This window comes from Rhodanobacter sp. UC4452_H20, assembly GCF_052978205.1.
The window spans coordinates 2,050,158-2,073,974 of the sequence record NZ_CM129662.1 but is presented as its reverse complement, the minus strand read 5'-3'; the positions used below and the strand labels follow the sequence as shown (position 1 = coordinate 2,073,974).

Genomic DNA, 23,817 nt, shown 5'->3' with positions numbered 1-23,817 from the left:
GGTCGATGGCCGATGTGGTGTCATATCTCCACCTCCGATCCCAGTTCGATGCGCCGGTTGCCGGGAATCCGGAAGAACGCGGTCGCGGACAGCGCATTGTGCGCCATGAAGGCGAACAGGCGGTCACGCCAAGCCGCCATGCCGTGGGCATGCCGGCCGGCCACGACGGTCTCGCGGGACAGGAAGAAGGTGGTATCCATCATGTCGAACGGCAGGCCGTGATGGCCGCACTGTGCCAGTCGCAGCGGCATGTCCGGGTCCTCGCTGAAACCGAAACGCAGGCGCAACCGGGTGAAGCCCTGGCCCAGCGCAGTCCATTCAAGTCGTTCCGGAGGTTCGGCCCGGGGCGTATCCAGTGTCTCGACGGTAAGCAGCACATTGCGCTCGTGCAGCACCTTGTTGTGTTTGAGATTGTGCAGCAACGAGCTGGGAATCGCCTCGGCATTGGCGGTCAGGAACACCGCGGTGCCCGGCACGCGCACCAGCGGATGATCCGCCAGGTTGCGGATGAACGGCGCCAACGCCACGCCGCCTTGCTGGATTTCCCGTACCACCAGTTCGCGTCCGCGGCGCCAGGTCGTCATCACCGCGAACACGCACAGGCCCAGCGCCAGCGGAAACCAGCCGCCGTGTTCCACCTTGACCAGGTTGGCGCTGAAGAAGGCGACGTCCACCGTGAGAAGGGCAGTGCCCGTGGCGATCACGGCCGGCAGGCGCCAGCGCCACTGGTAGCGCGCCACCACCAGTGCCAGCAGGGTGGTGGTGACCATGGTGCCGGTGACGGCGATGCCATAGGCAGCGCCCAGGTTGTCCGACGAGCGGAAGCCGAGCACGGCCGCCACGATCAGGATCAACAGGATTCGGTTGATCCACGGCACATAGATCTGGCCGGCCATCTCCGACGAGGTGTGCACCACCCGCATGCGCGGCATGTAGCCCAGCTGCATCGCCTCGCGCGTCATCGAAAACGCGCCGGAGATCACCGCCTGCGAGGCAACCACGGTGGCGGTCGTGGCCAGCGCGATCATCGGATACAGCATGAAGCGCGGCACCAGGTGATAGAACGGATTGGCCACCGCGGCGGGGTCGTGCAGGATCAGCGCGCCCTGGCCGAAGTAGTTCAGCACCAGCGCCGGCAGCACGAAGTTGAACCAGGCCAACTGGATCGGGCGCCTGCCGAAGTGGCCCATGTCCGCATACAGCGCCTCGGTGCCGGTAACCGCCAGCACCACTGCCCCGAGCGCGAAGAACGCCTCGGCGTGGTTGCGCAGGAAGAAGTCGATGCCGTAGGTCGGGCTGAGCGCCCGCAGAACCTCCGGATGGCGCGCGATGCCCAGCACGCCGAGGCCGGCGATGCTGATGAACCAGATCACGCAGACCGGGCCGAACACGGCGCCGATCCGATGCGTGCCGTGCTTCTGCAGCCAGAGCAGCCCGATGATCACCCCGACGGTGATCGGCAGCACCCAGGGCTCCAGCCCCGGTGCGGCGACCTTCAGCCCCTCGACCGCCGACAGTACCGATATCGCCGGCGTGATCACGCCATCACCATAGAACAGGGCGGCACCGAACAGGCCGAGCACGATCAGGCCCATGCGCAGATACGGCACGTCGCGCGCGCTGCGCTGGGCCAGCGCCAGCAAGGCCATGATGCCGCCTTCGCCGTTGTTGTCGGCGCGCATGATGAACAGCACGTACTTGATCGACACCACGATGATCAGCGACCAGAACACCAGGCTCAGCGCGCCCAGCACGTTCGCCGGCGTGACCGGTACGCCATGCTCGCCGAACACTTCCTTCAACGTGTAGAGCGGGCTGGTGCCGATGTCGCCGTAGACCACGCCCACGGCGCCCAGTGCCAGGGCGGCGAGCCGGCGCCTTTGCGACGGGTTGTTCATGCGCCATGGCCGATGGCGATGGGCCCGGCGGATGCCGGTGCGACGGGAAGAACGACGAGGTGAAACATCTGCACTGCCTGGAATGGATCAGGCGCGCAGTCTGGGCGTCGGGCCGTAACAGCGGCATAGCGCCACGCGCTGACGGCATAAAATTCGCGTAAAAATTGCCGTGGTCGCCGCGAGCAGCCACCAACGAAAAGGCCCGGGATGCCAGCTCCCGGGCCTGCTCCATGTGTCGCGGTGGTTCTCGCCGCAGCGGCTGTCGGACCTACTTCGCCTCCTTCTCCATCAGCTTCTCCACCATGCTGGCGGGCACTTCCTGGTAGTGGTCGAAGATCATGCTGAAGTTGCCGCGGCCGCTGGTGGCCGAGCGCAGGAAGTTGATGTAGCCGAACATCTCCGACAGCGGCACGAAACCCTGCACGAAGGCTGACGTGCCTTTCTGGCCCTGGTCGGAGATGCTGCCGCGGCGACGGTTGATGTCGCCGATGATGTCGCCGAGGTAGCTCGCCTCGGTGACCACCTCCAGGCTCATGATCGGTTCGAGCAGTTTCGGCTTGCTGAGCTTCTGCGCCTCGCGGAAGCAGGCGCGCCCGGCGATCTCGAAGGCCAGTGCGGAGGAGTCCACGTCGTGGTATTTGCCGTCGATCAGGCGCGCCTTGAAATCCACCACCTCGTAGCCGGCCACCTGGCCCTGGCGCGATTCGACCTCGATCGCGTGCTGCACCGCGGGGATGTATTCGCGCGGCACCCGGCCGCCGACCACCTCGTCGGAGAACACCACGCCCGAGCCCGGCTCGCCCGGCTCGAAGATGATCGTGACCTCGGCGAACTGGCCGGAGCCGCCGGACTGCTTCTTGTGCGTGTAGGTGTGCTCCACCGTCTGCCCGAACGCCTCGCGGAAGCTGACCTTGGGCTTGCCCATGTTCGCTTCCACTCCCAGCTCGGTGCGCATGCGGTCGATGGTGATTTCCAGGTGCAGCTCGCCCATGCCCTTGAGCACGGTCTGGCCGGTTTCCTGGTCCACCTCCATGCGCAGCGAGGGGTCGGCCTTGACCATCTTGTAGAGCGCGGTGGAGAGCTTGTCGACGTCGTTGCGGTTCTTCGGCTCCACCGACACGCTGATCACCGGGTCGGGGAAGCGCATGCGTTCGAGCAGGGCCGGGTGCGCCGGGTCGCTCAGCGAGTCGCCGGTCTCGGTCTCCTTCATCGAGACGAAGGCGCAGATGTCGCCGGCGCGGGTCTCGTCGATCTCGCGGGTGTGGTCGGCCTGCACCTCGACGATGCGGCCCACGCGCTCCTTCTTGCCGCGGGTGACGTTGAGCAGGGTGTCGCCCTTCCGGATCACGCCGGAGTAGATGCGGCAGAAGGTCAGCGTGCCGAACTGGTCGTTGATGACCTTGAACGCCAGCGCGCGCGCGGGCGCATCGTCGGTGACCGGCTGTTCGCCGATGGCGTTGCCGTCCTCGTCGACGATGGAGATGCCGCCGTTCTCGCCCGGGTAGGGCATGTAGTCGACCACGGCATCCAGCAGCTGCTGCACGCCCTTGTTCTTGTACGAGGAGCCGCACAGCACCGGCACCAGCTTGCCGCTGACGCAGCCCGTGCGGATGCACTTCTTCAGCACTTCCGGGTCGTGCTCGCCGGTTTCGATCAGGCGCTCGAAGGCGTCATCGTCCATCGCCAGCGCGTGTTCGAGCAGCTCCTGGCGCAGCGCGGGCAGTTGCGAGAGCCACTCGTTGTCGGCGGCCGTGGCGAACTTCAGGCGCTGCTGCGCCTCCTCGAAGGAGACCGTCTCCCACTTGCTGTCCTTGTCGTCGGACTGCCAGATCAGCGCCACGCCGGCGACCAGGTCGGCCATGCCGCAGAACTCGTCGCTGCTGCCCAGCGGCACCTGGCACAGCAGCGCCGGCGCGTTCAGGCGTTCGCGGATGCCCTTCACGCAGTGCGCGAAGTTGGCGCCGATGCGGTCCATCTTGTTGACGTAGCACAGCCGCGGCACGTGGTACTGGTCGGCCAGGCGCCAGTTGGTCTCGGTCTGCGGCTCCACGCCGGCGACGCCGTCGAACACGACCACGGCGCCGTCCAGCACGCGCAGCGAGCGGTTCACCTCGATGGTGAAATCGACGTGGCCCGGGGTATCGATCAGGTTGATCTGATGGCCCTTCCACTCCGTGGTCACCGCCGCCGACTGGATCGTGATGCCGCGCTTGCGCTCCTGCTCCATGTAGTCGGTGGTGGTGGAGCCCTTGCCGTCCTTGGTCTCGTGCGTGTTGACGATCTGGTGCTTGCGGCCGGTGTAGTACAGCACGCGCTCGGTCGTGGTGGTCTTGCCCGCGTCGATGTGCGCGATGATGCCGATGTTGCGGAAACGTTGCAGAGGTTTGCTGCGAGCCATGACGCGCGTCCATTGGAGAGGGCCGGAAGCGCAGGATGCGACCGGCGATCCGCCCATTGTAGCGAGGAGGGACGTGCAGGGATCAGGGCGTGGCCGGGCACGGGTGGCGGTGCGCCACGCGCTGCCGCTCCCCCGGGGATGGGGAGGGTGAGGGGATGAGGTTCTTGTTCTCGCTCCTCGTTTGCCGGGAGCGAGCCACCCGACCCTCCCCCGCAAGCCGGGGAGGGGGCGCAGGCTCAGCCCGCGACGATGCCGTAGTGCGGGTCGTTGCGCGCCGGTTCGCCCAGTTGGCTGAGCAGGATCGCGGTGCGGATGGTGAAGTCGTTCCAGCTCGGCAGCGCGGCCAGTTCCAGCCAGTCGGTCCATTCGGGCGCGAGTGAGCTGTCGTTGCGCCGTGCGGCGGCCTTGCGGCCGTCCAGGATGGCGTCGCGGATCGCCGGCATGCACGACATGAAGTGGCGCATGGTGTCCTTCTCCGTCACGGACAACCGGCTTGCCGGCGATTCCACCAGCCAGGTGCCGGCGGCTTCCATTTCCCACTGGTATTCGCCGGCCAGGAACCAGGTGAACACGTCGCCCTCGGCTTCGCCGGCGGCGACCGCGCGGGCGTGCTCCATGAAGCGGCGCACGGTCTGGTCGTGTCGATCTGACGTATCGGCGGAGTCGGTTGTAGTGGCCAGCATGTGCGTGTCCTCGTTCCCCAGTGGCGACGACCCGGCGAATGGGGCGCGTCGCGTTGCCTGCCTTGGCTCATGCACGAGCGGTGCCAAAAGTCTTGTCCACGCCGCCGGCCGCGCCAGCGCGGGCAGCGCCGGCCCAGGCTGCGCCTGCCTCGGCCGGTCGCGCTGCCGGCGGCCAGCGACGCGATGCGTCAGCTTGTGACCGGCGCGACCCTCAGCTCAGGCGGTTGCCCTCGAGCAGGTCTTCGTGGAAGGCGCCGAAGGGTTCGCTCGGGTGGGCGAGCTGGATCTCCAGTATCCACAGGCCGCTGGCCGGCACGCGGTCGAGGTCGCCGAGGTCGCCGCCGTGGTGGATCGCATGCGGAAAATCGCTGACCCGGTGGCCCTTGATCGCCTGGTTGAAACGCCAGCCCATGGCCGCGGCGCGTTGGGCGGCGAAGGCGTACAGGGCGCGGCCGCTCAGGCCGTCGTGGCGCCAGGCGTCGGCCACCTGCCGGAACAGGGCGCGCGCCGCGTCGGCGCAGGCTTGGCGTTGCGGCGCGTGACCGACCACGAAGGTATCGCCCACGTCGCCTTCGTGGCCGTCGAAGACCAGTCCGAGGTCGATGAAGTAGCTGTCGTTCTCGCCCAGCCGCACGCCCGGCTCGGAAGGTTCGCGGAACCCCTTGGTGGTGTTGCGGCCGATGCGGATCAGCGGCCGGTGCCACAACCGCTCGCTGCCGAGTTCGGCGAACACCTCGTGGGCGAGCGCCACCGCCTCGGGTTCGCTGATGCCCGGCTGCATGCGCGCGCGAATCGCCTGCAGCGCCGCCCAGCTGCGCTCGCGGGCGCGCAGCATCAGCGCCGGATCAAAGCGCGCCCCCACCGCTTCCCGGGTGGTGCCCTGCGCGCGGCTCAAGCGAGCACCAGCAGCAACGCGACCGCGGCCGGCAGTGCCTGGAACCAGAGGATCTTGCGCGCCGCGGTGAGCCCGCCGAACACGCCCGCGGCGAGCACGCAGCCAAGGAAGAACACCTTGATGGCGAACCCGTCCGGACCCAGCCACACGCCCCAGATCAGCCCGGCGACGAGGAAGCCGTTGTACAGCCCCTGGTTGGCCGCCAGCGCACGCGACTGTTCGGCGAACTCCTCGCTGAGGCCGAACGCGCGGCGACCGGAAGGTCGCGTCCACAGGAACATCTCGAGGATCAGGAACCACAGGTGCAGCAGCGCGATCAGGACGATCAGGAGGTTGGCGACGAGGGGCATGGCGTGCTCGCGATGAGGCCGTTCGGTGATTGTCGCAGCGGCCGATTCGATGGCGCAAATGGCCGCCGGCGAGGTGCGCTCAGGCGCCGGGGGACGCCGGCGCCGCAGCGCGAAAGGTCACCACCAGCACGTCGCGATGCGACGCTTGCGCCGGGTCGATCGGGGTGACCGCGGTGACGCCATGGCTGACGCGGGCGTCGATGACCATGGCCGCGTCCAGCGGATGGGCCAGGGTGAAACTGCCCAGCAGCGCGCCGTCATCGGCGTGGATGGTGGTGGTGCCGCTCTCGATGTTCTGGCGGTCGATCAGCAGCACCAGCACGTAGTCGACGCCGTCGTGGTGGACGCCCTCCGGGGTGGGCTCGCCAGGCTCGTCGGCGCGCGCCTCGATGCGGAACTGGTGCGTCTCGACATGCCAGCGGCGCGGCCCGCCGGCCGCCATCGGGGCGAACAGCGCATGCGCAAACTGCAGGATGCAGCGCATGCTGGCGCCACCGGCCAGCGCCGGCCGGATCGGCAGGAACCAGCGCTGGATGTCGCCCTGCAACGGGTTGTAGCGCGCGCTCTGCCAGTGCGGCTGGTGCGGCTGGCGCTGCAGCGTGCCGTCCGGCTCGATCGCGAACGTGGCGTGGCGCCGGCTGCGATGCCGACCTACCGCCGCCAGGTAGGTGTCGGGTGCCAAGTCGTTCCAGCTGGCGCGAAAGGCCGGCCAGTCGTCCATCTCCGGCATCGGCAGCAACTGGCGCATGTGTTCGGCGGTGACGAAGGCGAAGCCGTCGCGATGCAGGCGGGCCTGCAAGGCGGGGCGGTCGAGAGGGGGAGTCATGGGGCGACACGGTAGCAGCATCCCCCGCAGCCGGACAGTGCGCCGATCGCGCAACCCGTAGGGCGGGCACTGCCCGCCGCCATCGCTCGAAAATGCAACGGAATGTCACCCACCCATATAAACGTTTAGATGTTTAGACGTCTATTGACACAAGGCGTTCCAGGCGCCACCATCCGTCCACTCATCGAGACCGGCTGAGGGACAGGCCCTTTGAAGCCGGGGCAACCTGCGGAGCGTTTCCGTCAAGGTGCCAACTCCTGCGGAGGTGCGCGGTGCACCTGCCGGTAGATGGGCGTCACCCGTTTCGCGGCCTGCGCCGCCGAGTCACGGGCGGCGGCCACTCCGGTCCCCCGCGGGGCGATGCCGACCGGAGCCACTGGCATGACCTTGCAGTCCCAAGCCCGATGTATCGACACCCCGCACGACGCGTTCGTGCCGTCGGGGGAACCGTGCCTGCGCCTGGCCGCCCGGCGCGACAGCCGCCGGCTGATCCTGCAGCCGAAGTACGGCAGCGGCCCGCGCGAAGTCGAGGTTGGCTACGCGTGGCACGGCGCGGTGGGGGGACCCACGGTGATCGTGCAGGGCGGCATCTCGGCCGATTGCGATGTGAGCGGTGCGGCCGGCTGGTGGCGGGAGTTGGCCAACGACGGCGCGGCGATCGACCTGACGCGTTGCCGGGTGCTGTCGATCGACTGGCTGGATAGCGCGCAACTCGGCGCCGAGGCAGTCTCCAGCGAGGACCAGGCCGATGCGCTGGCTGGCCTGCTGCGCGTGCTGGGCATCGCCCGCGCGCATGCCTTCGTCGGCTCGTCCTACGGTGCGATGGTGGCGCTGGCCTTCGCCGCCCGCCATCCGCGTGCGGCAGACCGACTCGTGCTGCTGGCCGGTGCCCACCGGCCGCACCCGCTCAGCACCGCCCAGCGCAGCGTGCAGCGCGGCATCGTGCGGCTGGGCCAGGCCAGCGGCCATGTCGACGAGGCGCTGGCGCTGGCGCGGCAGCTGGCGATCACCACCTATCGCGGTAGCGCCGAATTCGGTCGCCGCTTCGCCGGCGCGCCCGAGCAGCGCGCGGAACGCTTCCATTTCCCGGTCGAGGATTACCTGGAGCACCAGGGCCGGCGTTTCGTCGAGCGCTTCGATGCCGATCGCTTCCTCGCCCTGTCCGAATCGATCGACCTGCACCAGGTCGAGCCCGAGCAGGTGGCCGCGCCGGCGACGCTGATCGGCTTTCCGTCCGACCGGCTGGTGCCGCTGGCCGACCTGTGCGAGTTGCAGCGCCGCCTGCGCGGCCCGGCCACGCTCGAAGTGGTCGAGTCGCCCTACGGCCACGACGCCTTCCTGAAGGAACCCGAACAACTCGCGCCGCTGCTGCGCGAGGCGCTAGCCCTGTAGGGCGGGCACTGCCCGCCATTCGCCCGGCACCGGCGGCGGGCGGTGCCCGCCCTACGACCAGAAGACATGACGAAGACGATCCGGAGAACGACATGAGCGCCACCCCCGCCCCCTGTACCCGCGCCGTGCGCGCCGGCATCGAAAGCGATACCCAGCACGGCGCGGTGGTGCCGGCGCTGCACCTGTCGACCAACTACAGCTTCGAGGGCTTCGGTCGCAAGCGCGCATACGACTATTCGCGCAGCGGCAATCCCACCCGCGATCTGCTGGCCGAGGCGCTGGCGGAGCTGGAGCAGGGCGCCGGCGCAGTGGTCACTTCCAGCGGCATGTCGGCGGTGGCGCTGGCGCTGGAACTGGTGCCGCCCGGCGCCACCGTGCTGGCGGCGCACGATTGCTACGGCGGCAGCTGGCGCCTGCTGGATGCGTGGGCAAAGAAGGGGCGCTTCGCGGTCGAGTTCGCCGACCTCACCGACAACGTGGCACTGGCCGCGGCGCTGGCGCGCAAGCCGGCGCTGGTATGGGTGGAGACGCCATCCAATCCGCTGCTGCGGATCACCGACATCCGCCACGTCGCGCAAGCCGCGCATGCGGCCGGCGCGCTGCTGGTGGTCGACAACACCTTCCTGTCGCCGGCGCTGCAGCAGCCCTTGCTGCTCGGCGCGGACGTGGTGGTGCACTCGACCACCAAGTACATCAACGGCCACAGCGACGTGGTCGGCGGCGCTGTGGTGGCGCGCGACGCGGCGGTGGCCGAGCAGCTGAAGTGGTGGGCCAACTGCACCGGGCTCACCGGCGCGCCGTTCGACAGCTACCTCACCCTGCGCGGCCTGCGCACGCTGGGCGTGCGCCTGCGCCAGCATCAGGAGAACGCGGCGCGCCTGGCCGAGCGGCTGGACGGCCATGCTGCCGTGCGCAAGGTCTACTACCCGGGCCTGGCCGGCCACCCCGGCCATGTGCTGGCGGCGCGCCAGCAGCTCGGCTTCGGCGCCATGCTCAGCTTCGAACTGGACGGCGACGTGCCGCAGATCGAGGCCTTCGTCGATGGACTGGAATATTTCTCGCTGGCCGAATCGCTGGGCGGCGTGGAAAGCCTGATTGCGCACCCGGCGACCATGACGCACGCCTCGATGGCGCCGAAGGCGCGGCGCACGGCGGGCATTTCCGACAGCCTGCTGCGCATGTCGGTGGGCATCGAGGACGGCGACGACCTGCTGCGCGACGTCGACGCCGCACTGGCCCGCGCCGAAGCGGTACGGACGTCCAAACGCCGGGTGCCCGCATGAGCGCGGTGCTGGCCGAGCGCGCGCTCCACGCGCGCGGCGCGGCGGCGTCGACCACGGCGATCGTGCTGCTCGGCACCGGCGTGGTGGGTGGTGCCTTGCTGAAGCTGCTCAACACCGACGCGGCCCGTTCGCTGCGCCTGGTCGGTGCGGCGAACTCGCGGCGCCAGCAGACCGATCCGGACCGGCTGGCCCGGCGCGGCCTGCGCGAGCAGCTCAACCAGCACGGCGCGCCGCGCGACAACGCCAGCCTGCTCGCGGCACTGGACGCCAGCGAGGCGGCGACGAAAGTGATCGTCGACGCCACCGCCAGCGCGACGCTGGCCGCGCGCCACGCCGAGTGGCTGGCGCACGGCTACCACGTGGTCACCGCGAACAAGGCGCTGGCCGGCGGTGAACTCTCCGGCTGGCGCGCGCTGCAGGCGGCGCTGGGCAGTGGCGGCAGTTATGGTGATTCGGCGACGGTCGGCGCGGGCCTGCCGGTGCTGTCCACGCTGCGTCGGCTGCGCGCATGCGGCGATCACCTGCTCACGCTGGAGGGCGTGTTCTCCGGCTCGCTGTCGTGGTTGTTCAACCAGTACGACGGCAGCCGGCCGTTTTCCGAGCTGCTGCGCGAGGCGCGTCGGCTGGGCTACACCGAGCCCGATCCACGCTCGGACCTGTCCGGCGAGGACGTGGCGCGCAAGCTGCTGATCCTCGCGCGCAACGCCGGCTTCTCGCTGGGCAGCGACGAGGTGCAGGTGGAAGGCCTGGTGCCCGAGGCGCTGCGTGCGCTCGATGCCGACACGTTCCTGGCGCGACTGGGCGAGCTGGATGCGCCGCTCGCCGCGCGTCACGCGGCCGCCGCCTCGCGCGGTTGCGTGCTGCGCTTCCTCGCCCGACTCAACCAGCGCGGCCTGGCTCGCGTGGGCCTGGCCGAAGTGCCGCTGACCCATCCGGCCGCGCGCCTGTACGGCACCGACAACCAGTTCGCCCTCACCACCACCCGCTACAACACCCAGCCGCTGGTGATCCAGGGCCCGGGCGCCGGCCCGGAAGTGACAGCGCAGGCGTTGCTGGGGGATGTGCTGGCGCTGGGGTGAGGGCGCGTCTCACTTGGCCGCAATCGCCTCGACCTGGATGCGCAGCGTCACGTCCATGCCGAAGCCGTAATCCTTGCCGGCATCGATGCCGAAGGTGTCGCGCCGGAACGTGGCCAGCGCATCGGCGCCACAGACTTCGCGCTTGAACACCGGGTGCTGCATGCACTTGAAGCTGTCGATCTTCAGGTCCAGCGGATGCGTAACGCCGTGCAGGGTCAGCTTGCCTGTGACCCGGGTCGGCGCTCCATTGACGAAGTCGACGAGCTTGCCGGTGTACCGGGCCTGCGGATACTTCGCCGTCTCGAACAAATCCTTGCCCCGCGCGCCCTTGTTGAGTTGCTCCTGACCGAAATCGGCGCTGGTCATGTCGACGGTGACGTCCACCGTGCCGAGGCCGGCCGCCTTGTCCAGCGTCACCGTGCCGCGAGTGTGGTTGAACTTGCCGCGCCATACCGACAGCCCGCCCATGTGATCGGCCTCGAAGCTGGGGTAGGTGTGATCCGGATCGATCCGGTACGTCGTGGCGGCGGCGAGGGCGCTGCCGCTGGCGGCGAGCAGGAACACGGTGGTGGCGACGGCGGTGCGGTTGGAAAACATGGGCGACTCCCGTTCGAAATGCGCAGCCGAAGATGGATGCATGTCCGGGCGACGAACGGGCCTCCGCGTTATCGACACGGCCAGGCACGCATGAACGAAAACGCACGGCCTGGGCCGTGCGTCTCGTCGATCGAATGGGGCGCGCTCAGCGGCCGGTGATGCGCTCGGCGCTCTCTTCGTCCGGCGGCACCTGCAGTTCGCCCGGATGCTCGTGCGCCTCGATCCGGATCGCTTCCACCGACGGCGTGCGCCAGCCGGATTTCACGCCCCACAGGTAGAACGCCAGGCCGATCACCGCCACCAGCGCCAGATCCCAGCCGTAGGCAAGGTAGCCCTTGCCGCCGAACATCGGGCTGCCGGCCCACGACACCAGCGCCAGCGTGGGCAGGTAGCAGACCAGCCACCAGGCGCCCTTCATCTGCCGACCGAAATCATGCCAGCCGGCCTTGGCCTGGTAGTAGAAGTACACCGGCAACGCGACCACCATCAGCACGATGATCTCGCCGGTCAGCGGCCACTTCGCCCAGTACAGCAACTCGGTGGACATGATGAAGGCAACCCCGGCGAGTACCGGCAGGCCGGCCAGCCGGAACGGGCGATTCAATTCCGGCGCGGTGCGGCGCAAGGTCATCACGCTGACCGGGCCGGTGAGGTAGGAGATGATCGTGGCCACCGAGATCACCGCCGCCAGCGCGCCCCAGCCGCGGAAGAAGAACAGGAACAGGAACGACACCGCCAGGTTCACCCACATCGCAGGCCGCGGCACGCCCCACTTCGGATGCACGGTACCGAGGATCTTCGGCAAGGTGCCGTTGCGCTCCATGCCATACAGCATGCGCGCGGTGGTGGCGGTGTAGGTCATGCCGGTGCCGCTCGGGCTGATCACCGCGTCGATGAACAGCAGCGTGGCCAGCCATTGCAGGCCGAGAATGATCGCCAGGTCGGCGAACGGCGACGAGAAGTCGATGCCGTGCCAGCCCACGTTGGCCAGCATCTCGCGCGGCACCGCGCCGATGAACGCGACCTGCAGCAGCACGTAGACGATCGTGGCCAGCGCGATCGCGCAGACGATCGCGAACGGGATGCTGCGGCCGGGGTTGCGCGCCTCGCCGGCCAGGTTCACCGGGCTCTGGAAACCGTTGAAGCTGAACACGATGCCGGCGATCGCCACCGCGGTGAGGATCGAGGGGAAGTCCGTCTTGTGCAGTTCGCCGTGGATGCCGACGGAGAAGTTCTCCGGATGGAAGCCGCTCATCATCAGCAGCACCGCGGTGAGCGCGGGGATCACCAGCTTGAACAGCGTGATCGCGGTGTTGGAGCGCGCGAACAGTTTCACGCTCCAGAAGTTGAACAGGAAGTACACGATCACCAGCGCTGCGGCGATCAGCAGGCCGGTGGTACTCAGCTCGCCATGGCTGCCAGGAACCTGGTGATAGAGATCCTTCGCCCAATCCCACTTCCACGACGACATGTACTGCGCCGACGCTTCCGCTTCGACCGAGATCACCGAGACGATCGCGATCCAGTTCGCCCACGCCGCGATGAAGCCGACCAGCGAGCCGTGCGAGTAGTGCCCGTAGCGCACCATGCCGCCGGATTCGGGAAACATCGCGCCCAACTCGGCGTAGGTCAGCGCGATCGCCATGATGACCACCGCGCCGATCACCCACGCCCAGATCGCCCCCGGTCCTGCGATCTGCGCCGCGCGCCATGCGCCGAACAACCAGCCCGAGCCGATGATCGAGCCCAGGCCGGTAAGCATCAGGGCGAACGGGCCGACATCGCGGCGGATCGCGCGTTCTTGGGTCATGCGAGGTTCCCGTAGCGGCGCGAAGCGCGCCGTGAAGGGGCCGATGGTTGCAGAATCGGGCCGCAGCTGTCACCTGCCGGCGGTCATGCAGCCGTTGCGGCTGTCCCTTCCTCGCGTACCGGTCACGACGCTCGGCCGAACGGAAGGACTTGCGCGGCCGGCAGCAGATGCTGGCGCAGCAGGTCGAGCGGGCGGTGGTATTCCATGTTGTGGCGCGTGTTGCGGCCCAGCGCAGGGTGCTTGAACAGGCCATCCCAGTCGCGTGCTGCGGCTTCGGGGAGGGAGCGGTCGCTGTGTTCCAGCGTCATCCACAGCTCGAACTTGCGCTGGTTGAGCGAGGCCAGCAGGTTGCGGTCACGGGTGGCGGCGAAGGCGAAGCCGGCGTCGAAGCCGTGCAGCTCCGCATCGACGCCCGGCCCGCGCAAGCCGTGATGTTCGGCGATGGCGGCGAACTGCAGCAGCGCGCGCTCGTGCAGCACGCGCAGGTTCGCCGCATTGCCCGGCAGGACCAGCACCGCACCGGTGACGGCATTGAGCAGCACCACGAACGGCTGCCGGCGCCAGAAGTCGATGTCCGCATACCACTCGCCCAGCGGGTTCGCCTCGGGCGCGGGTTCCGGCGGCTTGGCCGGCTGCTTCAGGCGCTTGAGCAGCTTGGCGGTGCAGCGCAGGAGGGTCATGCCACGCGCACCTGGCCGTTCATCAGCAGGGGGAGCAGCCAGTCGCGGAGTTGGGTGAGTTCGACGTTCTCCAGATTGTTTGCGCTGATCTTCTCAAACAACGGCGCAATTGCTGCGTTGAATTTCTCAATGACTGATCTCTCTCTCGGCACAGCCAAACTGATGTCCTTAAGAGTGTCTTGACTCACATTCTTAAGGATAGAGCCGCTTGATTGGGAAAGCAGCGACTGCTCCAGCTGCTTCAGTCGGAAGAAAAGCAGCAGCTTGTTTTCAGCGTTCGCAACTTTCAGGCAAATAATGAATCCGCAGTAGATTGTGTTAGTCGGGCACGGCTGCATCATGCGGGTCGCGCCGGGAATGCCACTTCGGGCAATCAAGATTGAGTCGGCCGTAACTAGGTACTTGTCTATGTCGGCCTGATCCAACTCCAACTCGTCCAGATCGTCACTATTCAGAAAGATGGAAGTGGCTGAAACGTTACGTACGTTGACAATGCGCGCGACGGAATCACCTCCGATGGAAGGATCGTAGTTGATGCCGTTACGGAAACTGCCAAGTTCGGATAGCGGTTGCGCCTTCCAGCCCATGGGAATCTCGCGCTTGAGGGTGTCGTTCCAGACCATCGCGCCGCCGCTGGATTTGTAAGGGCGGCCGTGGGCGTCGGGGAAGTCGAACTGCACGAACCAGTAGTCGTAGATCGTCTTCGCCAGCGCCTCCAGCTCGGCGTTGATGCGCTGGTTGAGGTCGATCTTGGCGTCGAGGGCGGAGAGAACGGCGGCTATTTTTTTCTGCTCTGCCTTGTTGCTGTGAATTTGAAATTTCAGCGCGTCGAAGTCCCCCTTGTTCAGCAGGGGGAGCGCAGTGCTCCCCGTCGCTGCATTTCGCAAAGAACGATAGTTGTTCGTGAGCGCGTAATAGATGTAGTCGGCGGAGTAGTCGTCACGAACGACGATGGAATTAATTTGCTGGTTCGAGATGCTAGCGACCTTGCACATCGCGACCTTACCCATGGCGGAGCCGATGCAAGTTACCAGCACGCTGTTGGGTGGCAGGAGCTTGCCTCTAAGTTTCGCGACGCCGGCAGCAGACAGCGATCGCTCGGTGTGCGTGATGAACTTCTGATCGAATGAGTCCGAAGGGGTAACAAACGGTGTGGCGTTACCGAAGTCTCCGGGCGACTCCGAGGATGGCGTTTTCCCGGTAATCGTTTCGCCAATCTGCGAAATCGTTGGGATGATGAAATCACCCATACCGCAAGCCTCCGATGGCTTCGGCAATCTCACCCTCTAGCTCCCGCGACTGCTCGAACATCCCTGCCAGATTCGCCTGATACGCCGCCACCTTCGCCGCAAATTGCTCCGGCGTCAGGTCCTCGTAATCGATCCTCACCTCGAAATACTGCCCCGCACTCAGCGAATAATTCTTCGCCGCGATCGCCGCGTGATCCACCACCACCGAAAAATCCTCCACCGCCTCTCGGGCGTTGAAGGTGTCGACAATCCGCTGCTCTTCGGTATGGCTAAGCAGGGTCTTCTGGTTCTTGCCTTCCTTGACCTTGGTGCCCAGCGCGGAGGCGTCGATCAGCACCACGCCGTCGCGGTTCGTGGTGTCGAGGAACAGGATGGATACGTTGGTGCCGGTCGTGGCGAAGATGTTGCTGGGCATGGAGACCACGCCTGCGATCATCTTTTCGTCCACCAGTTTCTGGCGGATGCGCAGCTCGATGCCGCTGCTGGCGGTGATGAAGCCGGTCGGCACGACCACGGCGGCTTTGCCGCCGGGTTTCAGGCTGGCGATGATGTGCTGGATGAACAAGAGGTAGATCGCCATCTTGTCCTTGGCCTTGTTCGGCACCTTGGGGATGCCGGCGAAGAAGCGGCTGGCGTTGGCGTCCGATTCCAGGTCGTCGCGGAAATCGGAAAAATCCATCTTGAACGGCGGGTTGGACACGATGTAGTCGAACTGGCGTAGCTTGCTGGGTGCGTTCGGGTCGCGGTGCACCGGGTGCAGGATGGTGTTGCCCTGGGTGATGTGCGGGATGGAGTGCACCAGCTTGTTGAGTACCAGGTTCAGGCGCAGCAGGCTGGAGGATTTCTGCGAGATGTCCTGCGACCAGATGCTGCAATGGTCTTCGCCGATGGCATGGGCCAGCGCCATCAGCAGGGTGCCCGAGCCCGAGGCCGGGTCGTAGCAGGCGGCGTTCTTCACCGCGCCGCGCTTGTCTTCGGGCACCAGGATGTCGGCCATGATGGTGGCCACCGCGTGCGGGGTGTAGTACTCGGCGTACTTGCCGCCGTTGTCCTTGTTGTAGTCCTTGATCAGGTATTCGAACAGGGCGGCGTAGAAGTCGTACTTCTGCTCGAACAGGCGCTCGAAGCTCACCCCCACCAGCTTGTTGAACAGCGCGCGGACGAAGCCGTCGCGCTTCTCCAAGCTGCCGGTGACGTATTCGCTGAGGCGGTCGAACAGCGGCACCTTTTCGCCGTCGTCGGTCTGCACCGCGAAGATGTCGTTGTTGGCCACGGCGATGGCGATCAGGGTGTCGTCCCACAGCCTGGCGAAGCCGGGTTCGCTCTGGCGGTTGAACAGGCTGGGGATCAATTGGTCGGCGGTGAGGCGCGGGGTTTCCGCAGGCAGCATGTCTTGCAGGTCTTGCTGCGCCTCTTCGGGCAGTGCCTGCCAACCGACGATCCAGTCATCCACGCCGGCCAGCGCCGGGCAAGCGCGCTTCATCTCGTAGGCGAACTTGTCGCACAGCAGCTTGTACAGAAAGGTCTGCACGATGATCTTGTATTCGTTGCCGTCGTTGCCGAGGCCGGCGCTGGCGCACACGGCCTTGAGGCCATCGATCAGGTCGCGGGTTTGTTGCTGGTAGCTGGGATTCATCGGGTCCGGGAATGTCGAAGGTTCGGTTTCAGTGGTAGTCGTCTTCGCGCTGGTGGCGGACGGCGAGGATGGTGAGGGTGTGCTCGTCTTCGATGTCGAACAAGGCGACGTAGCCGGCGTAGCCGAAAGGGATGACCAGCTCGCGCAGGAAGGGGTTGGCGTCGTCCACCTTGCGGCAGGAAAACGGCATGTCCGCCAGAAACGCGTAGCCGCGCTCGATCGCCGCGCGTGCGCGCAAGGCCGCGGGGTAGTCCACGGGTGCGAGGAAATCCAGCAGGCGCTCGAGATCGTGCTGCGCGGCCTGACTGATCCGGACCCGGAAACTCACTGGGCGTCGGGCTTGTGCTTGGCGAGAATGGCATCCAGGCCCGCGAGCGATTCATTGACCGTGAAGTACCCACCTGTGCGCTTGGCGTCTTCCCGCGCCGCCAGACCGCGGGCGATGAACTCGGCTTGCATGTGGCGGCGATTCACCTCGTCGCGCAGGGACTGTTCCATGAAACTGGACAAGGTCTCGCCCTCGCGCAGCACGGATTCGGCTGCCTGGCGCAGCTCGGGAGCGACACGCAGGGGCGGCAAGGTGGCGGTTTTCATGGCGGCATCCTCTTGCATAGCATTTGCGATGCAACCCTAGCACGGTCGACGCCGGGCCGCCAGAAACGGGGGTTCATCCCCGCTCGAACGGCAGGCGCCCTTGGGATTCGCCCAGGTATTCGCCCACCAGCAGCCGCTGGATCAGGCGGCGGGTATCGGCATCCGGCTCGGGCGGCTTGTCCTGGAAGTGACGCATCACGATGGGCATCACGCTGCGCTCGAAAAACGCCGGGTTGCCCAGCAGTTCGCGGTTGCCCAGCACCGCGCCGTCCATGTCGCGCTTGATGCCGACCAGCGCAGCGTGCAGGCGGGTCTGGTTGTCGCCCAGGCGGTGCGAATCCAGCAGGCGCTTGTGCACGCGCATCAGCTTGCCGTCGCCGCCGTAGCGGGCGGCCAGGTTGGCGTTGGCCTGGTTGAGTGCGCGGGCGTGCTGTTCGATGTCGCGCAGCGCAGTGATGTTCGCCTGCATCTCCTGCTGGCTCACTTCGCTGAGTTTCTTGGCCTTGAACAGGCGCTCCAGCTCGTCCTTGAGGCTGATCCACGCCGGGTCCTGCGGGTCCTGGGTGGAAGCCAGGGTTTCGCGGGTGCGGCGCAGGATGTCCTTCAGCTCGTCGGCCAGCTTCAGTTCTGCCTCGCCGATTTTCTCGAACTTGAAGATCACGTCCTCCAGCGCCTGGTTGAGCAGGCCGGAGGTGTCGTCGGCGTGCTCCAGTTGGTGCTTGAGATTGAGCGCGGCCAGCGCGTTCTGCGCTTCGATGTGCAGAAGGCGCAGCTTGCGGAAATCGAGCACGCCGGCGAGTTCCCCGTGGCCGCCGAGGCGGATCAGGTTGTACAGCTCGCGTGCCTGGGTGAGCGCCTTGACGATGGCGAGCAGTTGCTGGCGGTCATGGATCTGGCCGACCTGCTGCGAGAACAGCTCGGCGTCGTCCAGCGAAAAGGCGAACAGCGCCTCGCGGATGGCCTCGACGCTGGCGCGGATCTCGGCCTCGCTCATGAACAGCTGGCTGTAGTGCTCGATCTCGTCGCCCAGTTCGGCGGTGAGCTCGTCGTAGTAGTCGCGGTTGGCCTTGTCGAATTCGGCCTGGATGTCGGCAAAATCCACCACGTAACCGTAGCGGAACTTGCCGTAGCGGCGGTTGACCCGGGTGAGCGCCTGCAGCAGGTTGTGGTTCTTGATGACGCGGCCGAAGTAGAGCTTCTTGAGCCGCGGCGCGTCGAAGCCGGTGAGCAGCATGTTGTAGACGAACAGCAGGTCGATCCGGCCCTTCTTGTAGGCCTTGACCTGGTCTTCGCGCGACTGCTTGTCGCCCTCGTCGTGCAGGATCAGCGCGGCGCTGAGCGGCTGCCTGGCGTAATGGGCGGCATCCTCGGCCACGCGACCCTGCCGGTAGGCGTCGTCGTTGGCCGCCTCGGCCACGCTGGGCCGCGCCTCCCGTTGCATGAGCTGCTGGAACTGGCGGTGCAGCTCGCGCGCCTGCTCGGCGCTGTCGCAGATCACCATGCCGCCGATGCTGTCGTCGCCGAAGGTGATCCGGGACTGCACGAAGTCACGCAGGATGTAGTCGAGCATGGCGCCGACGAAGTGCTTGTGGGCGTACAGCGCCTTGCGCTCGATGCCGCCCTGTTGCACTTCGATGTGCGCTAGCGCCTGCTGCAGCTGCATCTTGTAGCGGGTGGCGATTTCCTCGCGGATCAGGCGCAGCGTGTAGCCATCGGCGATCGAAGCGTTGTAGTAGTACTTGTGGATGTAGTCGCCGAACAGCGCCTTGGACTGCAACTGCTCGCCGATCAGCGGCGTGCCGGTGAGGCCGATCTTGATCGCGCTGCGATCAGACTGTTCCAGGTTGGCGAGGAAGCTGCCTTTCGGGTTGTAGCTGCGGTGCACTTCGTCGAGGAAATACACGCGCTGCACGGCAAGGTTGTAATCCTGCGCGGCGGCGACGTCCGGGTCGTCCTTGAACTTCTGGATGTTGACCACGGTGATCTCGGCCGCGCCCCGGTCGTTGCGGGCGGCTCCGCCCTGTTTGATGTCGCGGGCGAACACGTCGCGGCTGTCGATCACGTGCACGGTGAGGCCGCGCAGGCGGAATTCGTCGCGCGCCTGCTTGAGCAGATCGAGCCGGTCGACGATGAAATAGAAGCGCGGCACCTGCCCGGTCTGCCGGAACCAGTCGGTGAGGAAGCGCACGTTGTAGTAGGCCAGCGCAGTCTTGCCGCTGCCCTGGGTGTGCCAGATGATGCCCTTGCGCACGCCCGCCGCCAGGCGCTCGGCGATGGCCAGCGTGGCGAACAGCTGCGGGTAGCGCATCACGTGCTTCTGGATGCCCTCTTCCTCGTCCAGCCAGGCGAAGGCGTATTGCAGGATGAAGGCGAGCCGCTGGCGACTGAACAGCGAGGTGAGCAGACGGTGGGTCGGCGTGTCGGCGGCCTTGTTGCGCTCGAACTCCGGCGCGCCCTTGATGCTGACCAGGTTGGTGTCGGTGAGGATGGCGTCTTCGGTGGCTTCGGACAGCGGCGCGATGAGGCCGGCAAGCTCGGCCTGACGCTCTTCGCGGAAGTAATTGAAGTGCGCGTCGCCATAGGTGGATGCGGCGTAGAACGCGCCCTGCACGGGATCGATGGCCGCCTCGTCGTACTCCATGTTGTTGGAGAACACCTGCAACTGGATCAGGTTGAAGAAGTGGCGGAACTTGCGGTTGGCGTGGCGGCGATCCATGCGCCGGCGCTCTTCGAGCACGCCGCCGGGATTCATGCGCTTCTTCACCTCGATGATCGCCAGCGGCAGGCCGTTGACCAGCAGGGTGATGTCGGGGCGGAAGTTGTCCTCGCCGTTCTCGAACGGCAGTTCGGTGACGGCATGCCAGCTGTTGTTGTCGGGATTGTCGAAGTCGATCAGGCGTACGCCCGAGCGTGCGGTGAGGCGCTTGTGGAAGGCCTTGCCGAGGTCTTCGTTCTGCAGGTCCAGGCGGATTTCATCGAGCAGGCTGGACAGGTCCTGGCGATGCAGGTCGGGGTTGATGCGCAGCAGGGCTGCTTCGAGAATCTCCGGAAAAATATTGCTGCGCTCATCGCGACGCGCCTGCTTCAGCGACAGGTAGTCGTAGCCCAGCCGCGACAGATGCAGCAGGGCCGGGATCTTGACTCGCGAATCTTCGTTGAACGTGGTCAAAAACGCTCCCTGCCCTGGGGCGGATCGTCGCAAAGATCGCCGGAGACGTCGTCGCGGCGCGCGCCTCCCTGACGCATTTATGCATCAGGTGCTTTCATCGGCGCAAATTCCGCCCCCCGTGCTCAGCACTCGATGACGTTGACTGCGAGGCCGCCGCGCGAGGTTTCCTTGTACTTGTCCTTCATGTCGCGGCCGGTGTCGCGCATGGTCTTGATGACCTTGTCGAGGCTGACGCGGTGCTTGCCGTCGCTCTTCAGCGCCATGCGACTGGCGTTGATGGCTTTCACCGAGCCCATCGCGTTGCGTTCGATGCAGGGGATCTGCACCAGGCCGCCGATCGGGTCGCAGGTGAGGCCGAGGTTGTGTTCCATGCCGATCTCAGCGGCGTTCTCGACCTGCATCACGTTGCCGCCGAGCGCGGCGGTGAGGCCGCCGGCGGCCATCGAGCAGGCCACGCCGACTTCGCCCTGGCAGCCGACTTCGGCGCCGGAGATCGAGGCGTTTTCCTTGTACAGGATGCCGATGGCGGCGGCGGTGAGCAGGTACTCGATGATGCCTTCGTCGTCCGCCTTCGGGCAGAAGCGCAGGTAGTAGTGGCCGACCGCGGGCACGATGCCGGCGGCGCCGTTGGTGGGCGCGGTGACCACGCGGCCGCCGGCGGCGTTTTCCTCGTTCACCGCCAGCGCATAGAGGTTCACCCAGTCGAGGATGGTCAGCGGGTCCTTCAGTGCGGCTTCGGGCTGGTTGCGCAGATCCTCGAGCATCGCCGGAGCGCGGCGCGCTACCTTCAGGCCACCGGGCAGGGTGCCGGGCGAGCGCAGGCCGCGGGTGACGCAGTCCTGCATGGCCTTCCAGATGGTCAGCAGGCCGGCGCGGGTCTCGGCCTCGGGGCGCCACACGCTTTCGTTCGCCATCATCAACTGCGCGATGGTCAGCCCGTGCTGCTTGCACAGCGCCAGCATCTGGTCGCCGGTGGTGAAGGCATAAGGTTGCTCGGTGGTGTCGGCGACGATGCGATCCTCCGCCGCCTCGTCGGTGTTGACCACGAAGCCGCCGCCGACCGAGTAGTAGTCGCGGCTGGCCAGCTCGTTGCCGTCGGCGTCGTACGCGGAAAAACGCATGCCGTTGGTGTGGAACGGCAGCTTCTGGCGCTTGTTGAAGACCAGGTCGGCCTTTTCGTCGAACGCGATCTCGCGCTTGCCGAGCAGAAGGATGCGGCCGGTGCCGCGGATGCGTTCGAGCGTGGCGGGGATCCGGTCGGGATCGACGGTGTCCGGGTGCTGGCCTTCCAGGCCCAGCAGCACCGCCTTGTCGGTGCCGTGGCCGCGGCCGGTCATCGCCAGCGAGCCGTACAGCTCGGCACGCACGCGGGCGACGCGGTCGAGCACGCCCTTTTCCTCCAGCCAGCGTTCGGCGAAGCGCGCGGCGGCGCGCATCGGGCCCACCGTGTGCGAGGAGGACGGACCGATGCCGATCTTGAACAGGTCGAATACGCTGACGGCCATGGATGCGCTGCGAGGTGAAGGATTGAACCAGCTATTCTACGCGGCGCCCCGATCCATTCGCAGCAGCATGTCCGACCTCATCCTCTACCAGCGCGATTACTGCCACCTGTGCGACAAGGCCCTCGCCGTGATGGCCGAGGCGCACGCGCCGGATTTCGACAGCGAGTGGGTGGACGATTCGCCCGAGCTCGAGCAGCGCTACGGCACCCGCGTGCCGGTATTGCGCGATGCGCGCGACGGGCGCGAGCTGGATTGGCCGTTCGATGCCGCGGCAGTGCGCGCGTTCCTGGGTCTGCCGTAGGGTGGGCACCGCCCGCCGGCTTTTCGACAGGGTGCAAGGTTGGGCAAGGGCGGCGGGCAGTGCCCGCCCTACGCGGTCCGTAGGGTGCCCCGTTGTTGCGATCAGCGGGAGCGTGACTTCAACCGCTTGAGGATTTCCTCGCGCGCCTCGCGCAGGATCGAATCGCGATCCAGGCTGGCGACGACATCGGCGACGGCGCGCTTGGCGCCGGCTTCGCCCCAGGACTTGCCGCCGACCAGGTAGCGTTCGGCGGCGCGGCCGATCAGCACGGTGGCATACCAGCCCAGCGCGCCCTGCGCGGCGGCGGTGACCACCACGGAGAGGCCGGCGCTGATGCCCTTCAGTGCGGAAGCGACCAGCTGCATGCCCCAGATCGCGCCCATCAGTGCGGCCAGCTGCGCCGAGATCACCGCCACCAGCCGGCCGGACTCGGCGCGGGTCAGCGGCAGGCCGTAGATGCGCGAGAGCTGCACCACCATCGCCGCGTCCAGCCCGGCGGCGGCGAGCAGGTCGGCCACCGGGATCGGGTTGAGCGCCACGGCGACGCCCTTGGCGATGCAGTAGTTGTGGATCAGTTTCGCCGCCACGGCCTTGCGGGTCTGCGCGATGCGCGCGCTGACCTGGTCGGTGAGGCGGCCGGCGTAGAGGCCGGCATTGATCGCCGAGAGCGCCTTGCCTTCGCGTGCGGCGATCGCCAGCAGGCGTTCGCGCAGCACCGCGACATCCGCCACGCGGGGTTGTTCGTGGACGTGCTCCTGGCCGCGCGCGTCGACTTCCACCACACGCTGCGGGGTCGGGTGCGCGGCGACGGCCAGCACGTCCTCGGTGCGGACGAGGCCGGCGGTGCGCTGGCGCAGGTGGTCGAGCAGGCCGTCGCGTTCGTCGGCGCCGTAGCGATCGGCCTTGTTCAGCGCCAGCAGCAGCGGACGCTGGGTGGCGGCCAGCGTCTTCAGCGCGTCGAGTTCCTCGCGGGTGAGGTCGCCGTCGCAGACGAAGATCACCAGGTCGCTGACCTCGGCGACGTCGAAAGCCAGCTTCTCGCGCGCCTCGCCGTCGAGCTCGTTGATACCGGGCGTGTCGATCAGCACCAGGCCGTCGTGCTGCGCCTCGTCGAGCACGGCGTGTTCGGCGTCCGTGGTGGTGCCGTGCAGGACGCCGACGCGGAACGCCTCGCGCCCGAGCAGGGCGTTGCCCAGCGCCGACTTGCCGGCGGAGACGCGACCGAACACCGCCACGTGCAGCTCGCCGCGTTCGAGCCGGGCCAGCATGCTTTCGATGCGGCGGAATTCGCCGGCCAGCTCGCTGCGCACCGAAGGCGGGATCGCCGGGTCGTCGAGCAGGCTGCGCAGGCTGTCGGCGACGCGGCTGGAACCGTCATCGACGCGTGCGGTGGGTGCGGTCCCGCGCGCCGGTTCGTGCCGGAGCCGGCTGCGCAGGCGCCGCCACCAGGACGCGTCGCTCATCGAGGGGT

20 protein-coding genes and 1 riboswitch are annotated in these 23,817 nt (G+C 67.1%); of the genes, 4 read left to right on the top strand and 16 right to left on the bottom strand.

What is annotated here, in order from left to right; all coding sequences use genetic code 11:
- Positions 1 to 20 precede the first annotated feature (20 nt).
- The 6 genes from ACVCMC_RS09835 to ACVCMC_RS09810 form a co-directional block, all read right to left on the bottom strand.
- Complete coding sequence (locus ACVCMC_RS09835; protein WP_447097128.1) at positions 21 to 1,898, bottom strand: potassium transporter Kup; 1,878 nt, start codon at positions 1,896 to 1,898, stop codon at positions 21 to 23.
- A gap of 268 nt (positions 1,899 to 2,166) precedes the next feature.
- A complete protein-coding gene (gene fusA / locus ACVCMC_RS09830; protein WP_395116608.1) occupies positions 2,167 to 4,296 on the bottom strand; it encodes an elongation factor G in 2,130 nt (709 codons plus the stop codon).
- Positions 4,297 to 4,532: 236 nt separating this feature from the next.
- Positions 4,533 to 4,979: a hypothetical protein gene (locus tag ACVCMC_RS09825; protein WP_395116610.1), complete on the bottom strand. Its 447-nt coding sequence runs from the start codon at positions 4,977 to 4,979 to the stop codon at positions 4,533 to 4,535.
- A 211-nt stretch (positions 4,980 to 5,190) separates the two neighbouring features.
- The gene (locus tag ACVCMC_RS09820) at positions 5,191 to 5,874 is read right to left on the bottom strand and encodes a M24 family metallopeptidase (RefSeq protein ID WP_447097127.1); all 684 of its coding nucleotides are present in this window, start codon (positions 5,872 to 5,874) and stop codon (positions 5,191 to 5,193) included.
- On the bottom strand, positions 5,871 to 6,224 hold the full coding sequence (locus ACVCMC_RS09815) for a DUF1304 domain-containing protein (RefSeq protein ID WP_447097126.1): 354 nt from the start codon (positions 6,222 to 6,224) through the stop codon (positions 5,871 to 5,873). Before ACVCMC_RS09815 ends, ACVCMC_RS09820 begins: the two co-directional genes overlap by 4 nt.
- A gap of 79 nt (positions 6,225 to 6,303) precedes the next feature.
- Positions 6,304 to 7,050: a 2OG-Fe dioxygenase family protein gene (locus ACVCMC_RS09810; protein WP_395116616.1), complete on the bottom strand. Its 747-nt coding sequence runs from the start codon at positions 7,048 to 7,050 to the stop codon at positions 6,304 to 6,306.
- Between the two features lie 178 nt (positions 7,051 to 7,228).
- Positions 7,229 to 7,345: riboswitch (SAM riboswitch) on the top strand.
- An 86-nt stretch (positions 7,346 to 7,431) separates the two neighbouring features.
- On the opposite strand from ACVCMC_RS09810, the gene metX reads away from it, so the two are divergent.
- The 3 genes from metX (at position 7,432) to ACVCMC_RS09795 (ending at position 10,804) form a co-directional block, all read left to right on the top strand.
- On the top strand, positions 7,432 to 8,442 hold the full coding sequence (gene metX, locus ACVCMC_RS09805) for a homoserine O-succinyltransferase MetX (protein ID WP_447097125.1): 1,011 nt from the start codon (positions 7,432 to 7,434) through the stop codon (positions 8,440 to 8,442).
- Between the two features lie 92 nt (positions 8,443 to 8,534).
- Positions 8,535 to 9,725, top strand: a complete 1,191-nt coding sequence (gene metB, locus ACVCMC_RS09800; protein ID WP_447097124.1) for a cystathionine gamma-synthase — start codon at positions 8,535 to 8,537, stop codon at positions 9,723 to 9,725.
- Entirely contained in the window at positions 9,722 to 10,804 is a 1,083-nt protein-coding gene (locus tag ACVCMC_RS09795) for a homoserine dehydrogenase (protein ID WP_447097123.1), read from the top strand. The genes metB and ACVCMC_RS09795 overlap by 4 nt, the downstream gene beginning before the upstream one ends.
- A 9-nt stretch (positions 10,805 to 10,813) precedes the next feature.
- Here the strand turns inward: ACVCMC_RS09795 and ACVCMC_RS09790 are convergent, their stop codons facing one another.
- The 9 genes from ACVCMC_RS09790 to ACVCMC_RS09750 all read right to left on the bottom strand — a co-directional run bounded on the left by ACVCMC_RS09790 (position 10,814) and on the right by ACVCMC_RS09750 (position 22,045).
- Entirely contained in the window at positions 10,814 to 11,401 is a 588-nt protein-coding gene (locus ACVCMC_RS09790) for a YceI family protein (protein WP_447097122.1), read from the bottom strand.
- Between the two features lie 145 nt (positions 11,402 to 11,546).
- Positions 11,547 to 13,211: an APC family permease gene (locus ACVCMC_RS09785; protein ID WP_395116624.1), complete on the bottom strand. Its 1,665-nt coding sequence runs from the start codon at positions 13,209 to 13,211 to the stop codon at positions 11,547 to 11,549.
- Positions 13,212 to 13,333: 122 nt separating this feature from the next.
- Positions 13,334 to 13,891 carry a DUF6933 domain-containing protein gene (locus tag ACVCMC_RS09780; RefSeq protein ID WP_447097121.1) on the bottom strand — a complete coding sequence of 186 codons (558 nt, stop codon included), beginning with the start codon at positions 13,889 to 13,891 and terminating at the stop codon, positions 13,334 to 13,336.
- Entirely contained in the window at positions 13,888 to 15,141 is a 1,254-nt protein-coding gene (locus ACVCMC_RS09775) for a restriction endonuclease subunit S (RefSeq protein ID WP_447097120.1), read from the bottom strand. The genes ACVCMC_RS09780 and ACVCMC_RS09775 overlap by 4 nt, the downstream gene beginning before the upstream one ends.
- Positions 15,134 to 16,777, bottom strand: a complete 1,644-nt coding sequence (locus ACVCMC_RS09770; RefSeq protein WP_447097119.1) for an HsdM family class I SAM-dependent methyltransferase — start codon at positions 16,775 to 16,777, stop codon at positions 15,134 to 15,136. The genes ACVCMC_RS09775 and ACVCMC_RS09770 overlap by 8 nt, the downstream gene beginning before the upstream one ends.
- 28 nt (positions 16,778 to 16,805) lie before the next feature.
- On the bottom strand, positions 16,806 to 17,105 hold the full coding sequence (locus ACVCMC_RS09765; protein WP_447097118.1) for a type II toxin-antitoxin system RelE/ParE family toxin: 300 nt from the start codon (positions 17,103 to 17,105) through the stop codon (positions 16,806 to 16,808).
- Entirely contained in the window at positions 17,102 to 17,371 is a 270-nt protein-coding gene (locus ACVCMC_RS09760; protein ID WP_136257518.1) for a YlcI/YnfO family protein, read from the bottom strand. Before ACVCMC_RS09760 ends, ACVCMC_RS09765 begins: the two co-directional genes overlap by 4 nt.
- Positions 17,372 to 17,444: 73 nt before the next feature.
- Positions 17,445 to 20,540 (bottom strand): type I restriction endonuclease subunit R, encoded by a 3,096-nt coding sequence (locus ACVCMC_RS09755; protein WP_447097117.1) that lies wholly within the window; start codon positions 20,538 to 20,540, stop codon positions 17,445 to 17,447.
- A gap of 122 nt (positions 20,541 to 20,662) precedes the next feature.
- Positions 20,663 to 22,045 carry an L-serine ammonia-lyase gene (locus ACVCMC_RS09750; RefSeq protein WP_395116636.1) on the bottom strand — a complete coding sequence of 461 codons (1,383 nt, stop codon included), beginning with the start codon at positions 22,043 to 22,045 and terminating at the stop codon, positions 20,663 to 20,665.
- 67 nt (positions 22,046 to 22,112) lie between these two features.
- On the opposite strand from ACVCMC_RS09750, the gene ACVCMC_RS09745 reads away from it, so the two are divergent.
- On the top strand, positions 22,113 to 22,346 hold the full coding sequence (locus ACVCMC_RS09745; protein ID WP_447097116.1) for a glutaredoxin family protein: 234 nt from the start codon (positions 22,113 to 22,115) through the stop codon (positions 22,344 to 22,346).
- A gap of 101 nt (positions 22,347 to 22,447) precedes the next feature.
- Here ACVCMC_RS09745 and ACVCMC_RS09740 read toward each other — a convergent pair whose 3' ends face one another.
- Positions 22,448 to 23,809: a DUF697 domain-containing protein gene (locus ACVCMC_RS09740; protein WP_447097115.1), complete on the bottom strand. Its 1,362-nt coding sequence runs from the start codon at positions 23,807 to 23,809 to the stop codon at positions 22,448 to 22,450.
- Between the last annotated feature and the right edge of the window lie 8 nt (positions 23,810 to 23,817).